This is a genomic window from Roseibium marinum, assembly GCF_002906165.1.
Lineage (GTDB): Bacteria > Pseudomonadota > Alphaproteobacteria > Rhizobiales > Stappiaceae > Roseibium > Roseibium marinum.
Window position 1 is genome coordinate 152515 of sequence record NZ_PPCN01000002.1, and the last position, 14557, is coordinate 167071.

Annotated in this window: 8 protein-coding genes; 2 read left to right on the forward strand and 6 right to left on the reverse strand. The window is 61.6% G+C overall.

The features are described from left to right. Positions 1-11: 11 nt before the first annotated feature. The 5 genes from CLV41_RS07640 to CLV41_RS07660 form a co-directional block, all read right to left on the reverse strand. Positions 12-2909, reverse strand: a complete 2898-nt coding sequence (locus CLV41_RS07640) for an AsmA family protein (RefSeq protein WP_103221729.1) — start codon at positions 2907-2909, stop codon at positions 12-14. 111 nt (positions 2910-3020) lie between these two features. Next, positions 3021-4184 (reverse strand): DUF1513 domain-containing protein, encoded by a 1164-nt coding sequence (locus tag CLV41_RS07645; RefSeq protein WP_103221730.1) that lies wholly within the window; start codon positions 4182-4184, stop codon positions 3021-3023. Positions 4185-4459: 275 nt separating this feature from the next. Then, positions 4460-5548 (reverse strand): imelysin family protein, encoded by a 1089-nt coding sequence (locus CLV41_RS07650; RefSeq protein WP_208987364.1) that lies wholly within the window; start codon positions 5546-5548, stop codon positions 4460-4462. Then, a complete protein-coding gene (locus tag CLV41_RS07655; RefSeq protein WP_103221732.1) occupies positions 5548-7074 on the reverse strand; it encodes a di-heme oxidoreductase family protein in 1527 nt (508 codons plus the stop codon). The genes CLV41_RS07650 and CLV41_RS07655 overlap by 1 nt, the downstream gene beginning before the upstream one ends. An 86-nt stretch (positions 7075-7160) precedes the next feature. Further along, entirely contained in the window at positions 7161-8423 is a 1263-nt protein-coding gene (locus CLV41_RS07660) for an imelysin family protein (protein WP_103221733.1), read from the reverse strand. A 410-nt stretch (positions 8424-8833) separates the two neighbouring features. Between CLV41_RS07660 and CLV41_RS07665 the strand changes: the two genes are divergently transcribed. Together CLV41_RS07665 and CLV41_RS07670 are read left to right on the forward strand one after the other, a co-directional pair. After that, positions 8834-9310, forward strand: coding sequence for a tellurite resistance TerB family protein (locus tag CLV41_RS07665; RefSeq protein ID WP_103221734.1), 477 nt, complete (start codon positions 8834-8836; stop codon positions 9308-9310). 94 nt (positions 9311-9404) lie between these two features. Further along, positions 9405-10160, forward strand: a complete 756-nt coding sequence (locus tag CLV41_RS07670) for a glutamine amidotransferase (RefSeq protein ID WP_103221735.1) — start codon at positions 9405-9407, stop codon at positions 10158-10160. A 704-nt stretch (positions 10161-10864) separates the two neighbouring features. Here the strand turns inward: CLV41_RS07670 and pyc are convergent. Next, positions 10865-14308 (reverse strand): pyruvate carboxylase, encoded by a 3444-nt coding sequence (pyc, locus tag CLV41_RS07675; RefSeq protein ID WP_103221736.1) that lies wholly within the window; start codon positions 14306-14308, stop codon positions 10865-10867. Positions 14309-14557: the final 249 nt, after the last annotated feature.

The window sequence follows — 14557 nt, forward strand, 5'->3', positions numbered from 1 at the left end:
TCGAAGACACCTTAATTCTTCTTTTTCTTGTTCCCGAACACGTTCCCCAGCAGGCCGGCCGGCAGGCCGAAGCCTTCCTCGACGGCCTTGAGAACTTCCTCGTCGTCGACGTCGCCCTCGATAACCTTCTGGACATCGATCTGGGTGCGGCCGCCCGTCGCCTTCTGGATCGCCTTGTTTGCGGTATCGACCAGCGCCTCGGAAGGCTCTTTCTTGCCCTGGAGGATCGAAATCAGTTCCCCGCCGGATTTCTGCAGCTGTTTGTAGGCCGCTTCCGGGTCGTCCAGGATTCCCTTGATGTCCGGATAGATGCGCGGATCGTTCCAGGAACCCTCGATCACGATCGGCACGCCCAGCCCGGCGAGCTTCTTGTCCTCGCCCTTGCGGCGCGGCCGCGGCGCCTGGCCTTCGAGCGTCGGCACGATTTTCGGCTCCACCCTCCAGGCAAGGCTCTGCTTCGGCATGTCGGTCGTGCCCTTGCCGCTCATGCGGACCAGCGGGCCGACCAGCGAAAGGTCTTTTGTCGTGGCAACGCCATTCTTGATCTGGAACGTCGCCCCGAGAGAGCTGAAATCGGTTTTCGCCGACGAAGCCTCCTGCCAGCCGAGCAAGGTATCGAGGGACAGGCCCCTGACCATTTGGGGAATGTTGATGCCCCGGATCGCCCCATCGGCGAACTGGTAGCTCACCGTGCCGTTCAACCCCTGGACAAGCGCCATTTCGCTTCCACCCTTGGAAGTCACATCCAGGCTGATCGCCGCCTTGCCCTCGATCCAGTCAAATCCCGCCGCGTCGCGCAACAGGGGATAGGCGTTCAGTTTGGCGAGCGAAACCTTGGCGGCGATTTGCGGCGTTGCCGACGCGCCGTTCAGCGTCACGGTTCCGCTTCCCGTGCCCCCGTAAAGCGCGAACTTCTCCAGATTGGCGGTCAGGACACCGTTCTTGATAGTGGTTGACAGCGCGCTTTCGTCGATCTTGATCTTCTCCCAGCGGATTTCGCGGGTCGTGAGCTTGAGGTCGGCATCCACAGCCTGCAGGCCGGAAAAATCGATCGGCGCCGTGCTCCAGTTGGAAGCGCTTCCCTTTTTGCCGCCGTTGCCATTGCTCTTGCCGCCGCCGGAAGACCCGGAGGACCTTGCCGCACCGCCACCCGATCCGGAAGTTCCGCCCAGATAGGGGTCAAGCACCAGCTCACGCAGCGCAAGCCGCGCCGTGACGCTAGGTTTGCCGCCCAGCCGAACCTTGCCGTTCGCCTCTCCGGAGGTCGCGTCCAGCGTGAAGCGGGTTTCCTCAAATGTGAGCGTGTCCCCCTGCATGCCGAAAATGCCGGAGGCCTTGAAGGTCTTCAGTCCGTTGCCCGCGCCGATCGGCTGGCCCATCCAGGCCATCAGTCCGCGCAGATCCGCTGTTTCGACGTTTACAGCGCCATCAAGTGCGCCCGACGTTGACGCCTTGCCGTCAAATCCGGCACTCAGCCGCTTGCCCTTCACGGTCAACGACACCGGCGCGGCGTTTCCGGCAAGCAGCTTGGCCGTGTCCGCCCGCCCCGTAAGACTGAACGCTTCACCGCGCCAGGAAAGCGCGCCACTGAGGGCAATCGGCTTTTCAAGACCCTGCAGCTCCACATCCATGGCAAGGTTTGTCAGTCTGTCGGCTTCCGGGTCGCCGCCCATGGCGGACGCCAGTCCGAGACCGCCGATCTCGCCGCCGGCGATCGAGACGGATCCGTTGAGGTCAAGACCTGCCACCAGTTCCTCACCGGTCATGCCGACCGTTTCAAACGCCAGATCCGCGCTCAATTTGCCGCTGGCCGGCAGATCCTGTCCCGCGAGCAGCAGAAGGTCCGATATGGATCCGTCCTTCAGAACAAGCCGGCCGGAGACTTCCGGCACCAGTCCGGAAAGATCCGCATCCGCCGCCCCGCCCAGGGAAAGCTCACCGAGGACCAGATGAAGGTCCGCGATCGAAACGGCTGCTTCGCTGCCAGAAACCTTCGCGTCCAGTTGATAAGCGCCCGGATCGGTCGCTATCTGCTGCCCCGCCAGAGCGGCAAGCGCCTTCAGGGAAGGTCCTCCGCCTTCAAGCGCCAGATCCGCCCGCAGCGGGCCCAGACCGGCCTCGCCCGTAACCTTCACCGTGTTCTCCCCGGAGGAGACGGTCAGGGAGACGGGCGTCTGTTCGCCCGCGCTCAAGCCGAGGGGATCGGTCAATGTGCCGGCCACGCTGATCGGCATGTCCTGAAATGTGAAGCTCGCGGTAAGATCCACATCGCCGCCAAGGTCCGGAGCCCGCAGCGCCAGGTCCAGATTGCCAACCTTGAGCGGCTGCCCGCCGGATTGATCCTTGTAGGTCAGCGTGCCGCCGGTAATCTTCAGACTGTCGACGCCGATGCTTTTCAGATATCCTTCCGAAGGCGATCCGGCCTGACCGCCTGTTTCGGCAGGCGTGTCCTCAGCGGTGCTATCCACGACACGCGGTGCGGCGGTCCCTGCGTCCGACGCTGGCGTTTCGCCTTCCAGATCTCTGCGAGGTTCCCAGCTTGTGGCGCCGTCAGGGCCGATCTCCAGATAGATGTCGGGCTTGTCGAGCGCAATTGCGGTCACCTGAACATTGCCTGAGATCAACCCGGCCCAGGCCAGCCCGAACTCGACCCGCTCGGCCTTGGCGAATTCAATCCCGTCCGCGCCTGCTTCACCGGAGAGTCCGATATTTTCCGCAACGAGAGAAAACCCCGGGAACAGGGACAGGGACACAGGCCCGTCGAGACGGACACGCCAGCCGAGACGTTTGTCCACTTCTTCGACTACCTGACGCTTGATTTCGTCCTTGGGCAGGAACAGTGGAACCACCAGGACGATGGTCACAAGCATGAATACCAGACTGCCCAGTCCGATCAAAAGCCGCCGCATTTCAACGTCTCCCTTTCGCGAATCGGCCCCAATGTAGACCAATCCGAACTTAAAGATGCCCGTTGAATTTGACAAAAGCAGGAAAAGTGCGGGTTTGTGACCGTTTAAATGTTACGCAGCGTCGATCTTTGCGAGATTAAACAGGTGATTGTCCCAGGAAATACCCGGCGGACGAGCCAGGATTTCCGCCGGAGCGGCCGGATCGCTCACCAGGGAAAGCGCGCCGTTTCCATCCGAGATCAGAAAACTGCCCTGATCGATCGGGGCAACGCCGCAGCCGTCCGGGATCGACCGGGCGCCGAGATACGCGCCGGTGGATGCGTTCCAGAACAGCGTCTGCCCGCCGCGCGGCGCGGAGGCCGCAATCACCTCACCACCGGCATTGGCCGCAACCGAACCGATATAGTTCTGCAGGCCGGAAGCGACAGGTTCCGGGATGGCGGTAAGTTTCGGCGCCGCATCCCGGGAGAAAACCCCGACCAGTGGCGGCACCTCGTCAAGCGGACCTTCGAACTGGCCACCGGCCCAGACCCGGCCTTCGGCATCCAGCGCCATGTGGCGGAGCGAAAGCTGGTGCAGCTCCTTGTCCAGCGCATGCTGGGCGAGAATATCCCCGCTGCGGCTGTCGATGAACACCACGGACGGCGCCATCGTATCCAGGTTGAGTTTCTCGCGGCCCATGTCGGGACGAGTTTCAATTCCGCCATTGGCAACGATCAGGGTGCGATAATCTGGCCCAAGAAGAACGTCATGCGGTCCGATACCGTTGGTCTCGAACTCGCCGATACGCCGTGTCGCACTGCCGCTCGTGTCGTAGATGCCGACGACACCGCGTGCGGCGGCGAAATCGTTCTCCACCGCATAGAGCAACCGGCCGTCGGCCGAAAAACACCCATGTCCGTAAAAATGCCTGCCGGGTTCGGAGGTGATCAGTTCGGGCTGGACATCCTCGAAAGGTCTCACGACGACGGCGAAGGTTCCCGGCCGTCTGGCAAAGGCGACGAACCGGGACCCCTCCGGCGCGACCGCGATACCGTGCCCCCGGCCCGGCAACGTGATCTGCGCGAGGATCTGGCCAAGGTCATCGACAATGCCGACGCCGAATTCGCCATCGGCTTTCCGGTAGGCGCTGGCGAAAAGCGGAACGCCGTCGGCCGCCTCCCGGTTCAGCAGGCTCGCCGCAAGCGTGGACCCGGAAAAGACCGGCGCCGCCGCCAGACTGCCCATGGCGGCAAGAAAACTTCTTCTGGAAACGGTCTTGATTGCGTGGGTCATCTCGTTCTAGGCCGTGTGCACGAATTGGAGATGCATTTCGCCGGGAGCTGCATCGTTCAAGATCAAGTCAATCCGGCGCAGGTGATGCGGGCGCATCATCAAGACGGATTGGCGCGGGGATTGGGCGCTGCGGGCCCGGGTCTTCAGGTGAGACAAGAGACTTCGACCTGACGCCAAAGGACCCTTGAACGCATCGCCGATACGCTCCGCGGATCTTTCGCCGCAATCTCTCGCCTCTTTTTTCACGAAATGCGTCCCCAATTCGTCCACACGGCCTAGTCACCGTCTAGAGCATTGAAACCGCCGGCAAGTTCCAGGGCGCCTGCGAGTTCGAGCGCCATGGTATCGCGGATGGACTTCAGCGTGATTGCCAGCACCGATATCTGCGAATAACTGTCGCCTTCTCCGAAGGTCCGCCGCAGCGGCGGTTCCAGTCCGCTCAAAAACGCCTGAGCGTTGCCGAATTCAAAGTCGAGCGCGGCAAAGATCCACTGAAAATCGGTTGGCGTCATGTCTTCCAGCTCAAGGCTGGCAACGGCATCCTGGATGCCGTGCAATTCACCGGAAAGAAACACGATGGAATTGCCGGACCGGGAAAACGGCAAGCGGTTCGCTTTGGCCTTGGCCGCGGATGCGCCAAGCGCCGGAAGAAGATCCTGGTCGCGGACAATGATCAGGCCGGTGACCAGCGCATTGAACACATCTTCCATCGCTTCCTTGGACGTCCTGTACCGGTCATTCCGGGGGCCGCCCGACAACAGCACCGCCCGATATCCGTCCGGGTCCGACCAGTCGGCATCGAGTCCGGCCGCAATCGCGGCAAGGTTCCGGGCAATCGCCAGCGCATAACCGCAAGTGTAGTCCTTGTCATCGTCCGGGCTGCCGAGAACCACTTCGCTCTCAGTGTCGAAGGCGATCATCTGCAGCGCCGTCAGTCCCTGAACCGCCACGCTCTTGTCCCTCAGACTTTCCGCGGACCCGACACTTGGATCTTTTTGCGCATAGATCTTGCGGATCTGGCGCTGTGCGATGCCGCGCGGGTCGGGAAGAAAGGCAAGCCGGCTGAGCCGGTCATCGTCGAGAAGCGGACCGAACCTCAGAAAGTGAACTCTCGAGAAGGCACGAAGACTATCCGAATAGGCGGCCTGGAACCCGGCAATCTCCGCCGGGCCGGCACTGGAACAAACGGAAGCCACCGCATCCGGGAGCCTGTCCGTGACTGCGGCAAATTCCGTCATCGCCGGACGGATATAGTTCGAAATCAGCCGGTCGATCGGCGGGTTGAAATCCGCAGCCATCGCCGGCGCGGCAGAAAACACGGCGAAGGCCGCCAAAAACCAAAAACGCATTACCCAAAAACGCATTACAAGGACTCCAGGAACTTGATCAGAGACTGACGATCCCCGGGACTTAATGCAATGACGTTGTCACGCGCCTGCGTCGCTTCGCCGCCATGCCACAGGATCGCTTCCAGCAGGTTCCGCGCGCGCCCGTCATGCAGGAACCGCGTGTGATCGTTGACCGTCCGCGTCAGGCCGATCCCCCAGAGCGGCGGCGTGCGCCATTCGCGCCCGTCCGCGTCGCCCACCGGCCGCCCGTCCGCGAGACCCTCGCCCATGTCATGCAGCAGCAGATCGGTATAGGGCCAGATCAGCTGAAACCTGTGCGCCGGATTTTCCGCGTCGCGGCTGGTCACGTATTTCGGTCGATGGCACGAGGCGCAGCCGGAGCCGTAGAAAATCTGCTTGCCCCTGAGAACATCCGGGTCGTCGACGTCGCGCCGCATCGGCACCGCCAGGTTTTCCGAATAGAACGTCACCAGATCCATGACCGGATCTGGAGTTTCCGTCTCACCCAACCGGGCCTGCTCGCCATGCGGCAGCGCGCGGCAGCCCGTCTGGGCCGGTGTGCAATCGCCGTAATTATCCGGCTCATCAGGCGAGCTCAGACCGATATCGCCTGAAAATGCGGCCGCCGACTGCGCCCGGATCGTCGGTTTCGACGCCTTCCAGCCAAAGCGGCCGAGGGTGATTTCACCGGACTTCGGATCTGGCACATGGCTGATCCGGCCGGAAATTCCGTCCCCGTCGAGATCCTCCGGATCGGCAAGATCTTCCATATCGCCCGGATGTATCGCCTGCAGCAGACCAAGGCCCATCATCGGCGGCGCGACACGCGGTGAAATCATCGTCTCCGGATGCATCTCGCCGTATCCGAGATCCCGCATCGTGTAGACCGGCTTGTGAAGCACCGCTGTCTCGCCGCCGTTGAGCGGTATTTCGATGTTTTCATGCTCGATGTCGAACCGCCCTTCGGCCTGAAGTCCGGTGACGGCGAACGTCTGGAACTGGCCGCCATAGGTGGGCTCGGGAACCGACAGGATCTTCCTCGCGGCAAGCTCCCGGCGCTGCTCTTCGCTCTGCGGCGGAACGGAAAGCCGCAGGAACAGCGAGACGGCCTCATCCCCGGGCCGGGGCGGTCGCCCGCGTCCGTCCTTCAGATGGCATCCCTGGCAGGAGCGGGCGTTGAACAGCGGCCCGAGACCGTCGGAGGCCTGTGTCGAGGATGGGGAAGAGGTCCACAACTTCTTGAACAGCCCGTTGCCGAGTTTGAAGGTCTGTTCTTCTTCGAAGGTGAGATTGGCGTTTGACTGGGAATAGGCGTCCCGCCCGGGCCGCCGGGTTGACGTTCCCGCGCCGCCCTGCATCGGTTCGAATGGTTCTGGCCGGTCGAATTCACTTGGCAGCCGGAGCACTTGCGCCGCCTTCGCGCGGTCCGCCACCGACAGGTCTGTCCGGTGCGCCAGAGGCTCTTCCGCCGACAGGCACCCTGCCGAAAAACAAACAAGCGCCGCTGCGGCAGCAGCGCCCGGTATCGGGAATAATCCCATATTCGCATCCTGATTTTCTTCCGCGGGCCCCTATTCCGCGAAAGTTTAGGGTCAGGTGGTTTTCGTCACCACCCGACCCCTGGTTCTTATTGGAAAACGGCGGTCGGATTGTCCAGGCTGTCGGATCCTTCGAAAGCAATGTCGTGCAACTCGAGCACTTTCACAACGCGTTCGATTGAAGCAGTCTGGTCGACCAGGGCATCGACGGCGGCCTGAACGACGGCGTTGCCCTCGTCATTGCCTTCGCCGATCATCTGGTCATAGGCTTCACCGCCTTCGGCGCGGGCCTTCATGACCTCGAATGCGACCAGCGTGGCGTCCAGCTTCGCCTTCATCTCTTCCGCCAGGGCCGGATCCTTTTCCGCGACCATTTCCGCCAGAGACGCGCCGGTAACATCGTTTCCGAGCGGGCTCTTGTATTCGCCGAAATAGACGTTCCGGATACCGACCACGTCATTGTAGTGGGACATGTGTGTGTTGTCGGAGAAACAGTCGTGCTCTTCTTCCGGATCGTGCAGCATCAGGCCGAGCTTGATACGCTCACCGGCCAGCTCTCCATAGGAAAGGGAACCCATGCCGGTCAGGATCGTTGCGAGACCGCCTTCATCGCCCTTGCCGGCCAGGTCCTCACGGGCGGCACCGCCCGGAGCCCATGCCGCCGACATTTCTTCCAGATCGGAAATCAGCAGATCGGTCGCGGCCTGAAGATACTGGATGCGGCGCTCGCAATTGCCGCCGGTGCAATTGGCCGCATCGAAATCCGTCGCCGGACGGTTGCCCGCGCCCGCGTCGGTGCCGTTCAGGTCCTGGCCCCAGAGAAGGAATTCGATGGCATGATAGCCGGTCGCGACATTCGCTTCGACTTCGCCGGCTTCCTGCAGGGTTTCGGCAAGCAGCTCGGCCGTGATCACGCTGGCATCGATCGTCTCGCCGCCGACCTTCAGGCTCGGATTGGCGACGACATTCGCGGTGTAGAAGGCGTTTTCTTCGGAATCCTCGCCATAGGATGTGTCGACATAGTCGATCAGGCCCTCGTCCAGAGGCCAGGCATTCACCTTGCCTTCCCAGTCATCGACGATGGCATTGCCGAAGCGGTAGGCTTCGGTCTGCTGGTAGGGATTGCGTGCTTCGACCCAGGCAGCGCGGGCAGCAGTCAGATTGGCTTCGGTCGGCTCGGCAACCAGCGCTTCAATGGCGGCTTTGAGCGTCTTGGCGCTTTCCAGGGAATCTTCATATTTCGCCTGGGCGATATCGCCATAGGTCGACAGGACGTCCGCGGGGCCCGCGGCCAATGCCGGGCTGACGAAAAGGGCGGTGGCGGCCAGAAGGCCAAGTTTGAAAGAATTCATTTTTCCATCCCGATTTAAATGCCGCCCGCGGCAGGTAAAGGTCAGTCCACAGGCGAAAACTGAATGATTTCGACGCGCCGGAAGCGCTTTTCAGAAACCGGTCAAAACATTTTATGAGGCTTGAAGTCAAGTTAAAAATCCAAAAAAATCAATAGTTTAGAACGATTCAAAAAAGCTGATTATGAAATGCCGGTTTCTGTTCCCGTGTCATTCGTTTAAAGTCATCATCAACTCTTTGATGCTAAAGAAACTTTGTTATGGCTATCTGGATCAGCCCGCTTTGTTATGGAACCTCAGCAGAGCGGAAGAGTTGATTGATCTTGGAAGGCAGGAGCGTCTTTGCTTGGTTTGAATGAGAGCGGGATACTCCAGGTTGCCGGGGGCGCGGCCGGGAAAAAGGGACGAAAGACATGCTGGATTCGCTGAAAAGCTTTGTTCGCGAACTGACTTTTGGCGACAGTGGGGACAAGACCTTCGCAGAGGACGACAAACGTCTGGCGGCGGCGGCCTTGTTGTTTCATCTGATCGATATTGACGGCGTCATCGAGGAGAGCGAGAGCGAAAAGCTCCGTCAGATCCTGCAGCAACGCTACGAGCTGACGGACAAGGAAACCACGGAGCTCATCAACATCGCCAGGCAGCGCGATGAGGAGGCCGTGGATCTTTACGGTTTCACATCCATCCTGAAGCGCACTACCGACGAGACAGAACGCCTCGCCATTGTCGAGATGATGTGGGAAATCGTCTATGCGGACGGTCAGGTCCACGAATTCGAGGACAACACCATCTGGCGGGTGGCCGAACTGCTCGGTGTCTCCACGCGGGACCGGATGACCCTCCGGCACAAGGTGGCCAAGACCGCTCCGGAGATGGACGAACTTGACTGACACCTGGACCGTCAATCGCCTGTGACAATCCTTTGCGCAGCCTGCACAGACAACGGGACTCGATTTTCAATCGCGCCTGCAGCATATTAAGGCCATGCATTTCCAAACTGATCACACGGGGAATCGTCCCAGGATACTGGTCGTTCTCCACCAGGAACATTCCTCACCCGGCCGCGTCGGCCGCGAACTGGTGAAACGCGGCTTTGCCCTGGATATCCGCAAACCGCGCTTCGGCGACCTGCTGCCGGACACCATGGACGGACACGCGGGCGCTGTCATTTTCGGCGGCCCGATGAGCGCCAACGATCCCGACGCCTTCGTTCTCAAGGAAATCGACTGGATCAAGGTCCCGCTCAAGGAGCAAAAGCCCTTCCTGGGGATTTGTCTGGGCGCGCAATTGATGGTGAGGCATCTGGGCGGCCAGGTCACCGGGCATCACGACGCTCTTGTCGAAATCGGCTATTATCCGCTGCAGCCGACCGCGGCGGGCGAGTCCCTCATGGACTGGCCGAAAAAGGTCTATCAGTGGCACCGGGAGGGCTTCGACCTGCCCCGAGGCGCGGACCTTCTTGCCGAAGGCCCTACCTATCCGAATCAGGCGATCCGTGTCGGCCCTTGCGCCTACGGCATCCAGTTCCATCCGGAACTCACCCACCAGATGATGGTGCGCTGGACCACCAAGGGTGCGCCGCGCATGGAGCTTCCCGGCGCTCAACAACGCCGCGATCATTTCGCCGGCCGCTTCGTCTATGATCCCGCGGTCCGCCAATGGCTCGACCGGTTTCTGGACCTGTGGATCGGCACGGCGGAAGCTCCCGTGCAACACGGCATGCTGAAAGCGGCGGAATAGGACGCAAGCAGGTTCCCCACCGGGTCGCCCGGTTCAAGGCCGCCCTTGAGCGGCCTCAGACCGCTGACCACCCCCGGGCGTCATCAACTCTGTTGAATGAAGAAGAGGCTGAGTACCACCCTCGGCTGTCACCCCGGTCAAGCGCGGCGCTGAGCCGGGGCCCACTCGTTTGCAGAGGCTCTGTTGGGTGTCTGCAAGGCCGCTTCACACACAGCCCGGGACAAACAATACGGCGCGCAGGCCCGAAGCGGGTAGCGACCGCCGATGAACAATTCCCTTGCTTCAGCAAGCGGCACCGCGAGTGGGCCCCGGGTCTCCGCTTCGCTGCGCCCGCGGTGACACCCGGTGCAGGGGAGCGTTGCCAAATCAACAACGTAACCGTCCGGGCTTCCCCAGAGAAGCGGAACGCCTCATCCGGATACCGCTGACCCGATTGCAGCAGCAGCCCCCCTGCGGTCATTCCGGACGGTCTGCAGCGCTAGCTGCATGGCCAGATCCGGGAACCAGACATATTTCGCGCCATAGGCGCATCTTGTTTCATGATTTCAAAGGCTTGACTGGCTGAGTGCTCGCTTGCGCTCGTGCTGACACGCTGGCGTCCGGATCAGCGTGCAGCGACGCTGCTCTTGTCCGGAATGTCGCGCTGCGGGCTTTGTCATCAGGCCAAGGCCGCCCTTGGGCAGCCTTGTTGTTGTCATCTGTTGTCAGGCCTCGAACACCACCAGAAGATCCTTGGCGTCGATCTGGGAGCCCGGCGAGACCAGAACCTCCTTGACCTTGCCATCACGCTCGGCATGAAGCGCGGTTTCCATCTTCATCGCTTCGATGGAGACCAGCACGTCGCCGGCCTTGACGTCCTGTCCGGCGGCGATCGCAACGGTGGAGATCACGCCGGGCATCGGCGCGCCGACATGAGCGGCATTGCCATCCTCCGCCTTGCGCATGGCCGCCGCGCCGGACGCGCCATGGGCCCGGTCCGGGACCTTGACGCTGCGCGGCTGGCCGTTGAGTTCGAAAAAGACCTTTTTCTCCCCCTTCTCGTCCGTCTCGCCGATGGCCTGACAGCGCAGGACCAGGGTTTTGCCGGGTTCGAGGTCGACAAAAATCTCCTGACCCTGTTCGAGGCCATAGAAATAAACCGGCGTCGGCAGGACGGATGTCGGGCCGTATTGCTGCTGCGCCTTGTCGAAATCCGTGAACACTTTCGGATACATCAGATAGGAGGCCAGCTCCGTGTCGCTGATCTCGCGCCCGGTCTTGTCCGCCGCCTCTTTGCGTTCCGCCTCCAGGTCGGCCTCCTTCAGCAGCGAACCGGGCCGCACAGTGATGGGTTTTTCGCCTTTCAGGACCTTCTTCTGCAGGGCTTCCGGCCAGCCGCCGGGGGACTGGCCGAGATCGCCATGCAGCATCTGCACGACACTGTCGGGAAAGGCGACGTCCTTGGCCGGATCCTCGACCTCTTCAACCGTGAGGCCCTGACTGACCATCATCAGCGCCATGTCGCCGACCACCTTGGACGACGGCGTCACCTTGACGATGTCGCCGAACATCATGTTGACGTCCGCATAAGCCTGGGCGACCTCGTGCCAGCGGGTTTCGAGACCAAGCGAGCGTGCCTGTTCCTTGAGGTTGGTGAACTGGCCGCCGGGCATCTCGTGCAGGTAGACCTCGGAGGCGCCGAAGCGCAGGTCGCTCTCGAAGGCCCGGTACTGGGTACGCACGGCCTCCCAGTAGAAGGAGATCTGGCGGATCGCCTTGGCGTCGAGACCGGTGTCCCGCTCGCTGCCGCGCAAGGCTTCGACGATGGAACCGAGGCAGGGCTGCGAGGTCAGGCCGGAAAGCGCGTCCATCGCCGCGTCGACCGCATCCGCCCCCGCTTCGACCGCCGCCAGAACGGTTGCCGCCGCGATGCCGGACGTATCGTGGGTGTGGAAGTGGATCGGCAGATCGACCTCCTCCTTCAGTGTCCGGATCAGGATCTTCGCCGCTTCCGGCTTCATGAGGCCGGCCATGTCCTTCAGGCCGAGGATATGCGCGCCGGCGGCTTCCAGTTCCTTTGCGAGCCCGACGTAGTATTTCAGGTCGTATTTCGGCCGGGCGCTGTCCAGCATGTCGCCGGTGTAGCACAGCACGCCCTCGCACAGCTTGCCCGCTTCCTGGACCGCATCCATCGACACGCGCATGTTCTCGACCCAGTTCAGGCAGTCGAACACCCGGAAGAGATCGATGCCGTTTTCCGCCGCCTGGGCAACGAAGAACCGGACCACATTGTCCGGATAATTGGTGTAACCAACGCCGTTGGAGCCGCGCAGCAGCATTTGGAGCAGGATGTTCGGTGCTTTTTCACGGATATTGTGCAAACGCTCCCACGGACTTTCGGTCAGAAAGCGCATGGCCACATCGAAGGTTGCCCCGCCCCAGCACTCCAGCGAGAACAGTGTCGGCAGGCCTGAGGCGTAAGCCTCCGCGACGCTGACGATGTCATGGCTGCGCATGCGGGTGGCGACCAGCGACTGATGCGCATCGCGCATGGTGGTATCGGTGATCAGGGCCCGGTTCTGCCCCTTCATCCAGCCGGCAAAGCCTTTCGGCCCGAGTTCATCGAGCAACTGCCTGGTCCCGTCCGGCCTTGCATTGCCGAAATCCGGCACCACCGGGGCGGCCACGTCTTTCGGCGGCCGCACGCGGGTCTTCGTTTCCGGATGACCGTTGACCGACACATCGGCGATATATCTCAACAGTTTGGTGGCCCGGTCCTGGCGCCTGGTCTGCTGGAACAGCTCCGGCGTATCGTCGATGAACCGGGTCGTATAGTTGTTGGCCTTGAAATCCGGATGGCCGATGATGTTTTCCAGAAACACCAGATTGGTCGCGACACCGCGGATACGGAATTCGCGCAGGGCACGATCCATGCGCTTGCGCGCATCTTCCGCGGTCGGCGCCCAGGCGGTGACCTTTTCCAGAAGCGGGTCGTAAAAACGCGTGATCACTGCGCCGGAATAGGCGGTGCCCCCGTCCAGACGGATACCAAAGCCCGTCGCGCCGCGATAGGCGGTGATGCGGCCGTAGTCGGGAATGAAATTCTGGTCCGGGTCCTCGGTCGTGATGCGGCACTGCAGGGCGTTGCCGTGGAGGTGGATATTCTCCTGCTCCGGCACCCCGCTTTCCGGCGTGCCGATCTTCGCTCCTTCGGCGATCTTGATCTGCGCCTGGACGATGTCGATGCCGGTGACTTCCTCGGTCACCGTGTGCTCCACCTGAACGCGCGGATTGACCTCGATGAAATAGACGGCGCCGGTATCGGCATCCATAAGAAACTCGACCGTACCCGCGCCGCGGTAATTCACAGCCCGGCCGATCTTCAGGCCGTATGCGCAGAGTTCAGCCCGTTTTTCCTCGGCAAGAAAAGGCGCCGGCGCGCGCTCCACCACTTTCTGGTGGCGGCGCTGAATGGAACAATCCCGCTCGAACAGGTGAACCAGTCCGCCCTGGCCGTCGCCGAGGATCTGCACCTCCACGTGCCGCGCGCGCTGCACCAGCTTTTCCAGATAGATCTCGTCCTTGCCGAAAGCCGCCATGGCTTCGCGCTTGGCCGCCAGAACGACCTTTTCCAGCGTCGCTTCGTCCGGGATCACCCGCATGCCGCGGCCGCCGCCGCCCCAGGACGCCTTCAGCATCACCGGATACCCGACTCCTTCGGCAAGCCGCTTGATTTCTTCCATATCGTCCGGCAGCGGATCGGTGGCCGGCATAACCGGCACACCGGCCTCGATCGCCAGATTGCGCGCGGCGACCTTGTTGCCGAGCCGGCGCATGGTTTCAGACTTCGGTCCGATGAAGATGATGCCCGCCCCTTCGCAGGCATCAACGAATTCCGGGCTCTCCGACAGGAGACCGTATCCCGGATGGATCGCATCGGCGCCGGAAAGCTTGGCCACACGGATAATCTCGTCGATGGACAGATACGCTTCGATCGGACCAAGACCCTTGCCGACCTGATAGGCCTCGTCGGACTTGAACCGGTGCAGCGCCAACTTGTCCTGTTCGGCATAGATCGCCACGGTTTTCAGACCGAGCTCGTTGGCCGCCCTGAAAACCCGGATCGCGATTTCGGACCTGTTTGCAACGAGAATTTTCGCTATCGCCAAACGCCTTCTCCCCAATATTACCTAAAAATGAAGCCTGTTTCGGCAAGATTTCTACTTTGGACGGATGCGATTGGAAAGGGGCGGAAGTCATGCTCCCTTTTCAATCGCCTGTCCCGGCCGGCAGAATATTTTGCACCTGCTCCGGCAACTCCCGGATACCGGAAGGTTATTCCGGCGAAGTTCCCGCAGCAACTCGGCTTTCAAAATATTTGCGGCGCAACAAAAAGCCACACGGATCCAGATGGCCCC

Coding starts and splice junctions, on each gene's coding strand:
- CLV41_RS07640 (WP_103221729.1), bottom strand. CDS start 2,909: ATGCGGCGGCTTTTGATCGGACTGGGCAGTCTGGTATTCATGCTTGTG.
- CLV41_RS07645 (WP_103221730.1), bottom strand. CDS start 4,184: ATGACCCACGCAATCAAGACCGTTTCCAGAAGAAGTTTTCTTGCCGCC.
- CLV41_RS07650 (WP_208987364.1), bottom strand. CDS start 5,548: ATGCGTTTTTGGGTAATGCGTTTTTGGTTTTTGGCGGCCTTCGCCGTG.
- CLV41_RS07655 (WP_103221732.1), bottom strand. CDS start 7,074: ATGGGATTATTCCCGATACCGGGCGCTGCTGCCGCAGCGGCGCTTGTT.
- CLV41_RS07660 (WP_103221733.1), bottom strand. CDS start 8,423: ATGAATTCTTTCAAACTTGGCCTTCTGGCCGCCACCGCCCTTTTCGTC.
- CLV41_RS07665 (WP_103221734.1), top strand. CDS start 8,834: ATGCTGGATTCGCTGAAAAGCTTTGTTCGCGAACTGACTTTTGGCGAC.
- CLV41_RS07670 (WP_103221735.1), top strand. CDS start 9,405: ATGCATTTCCAAACTGATCACACGGGGAATCGTCCCAGGATACTGGTC.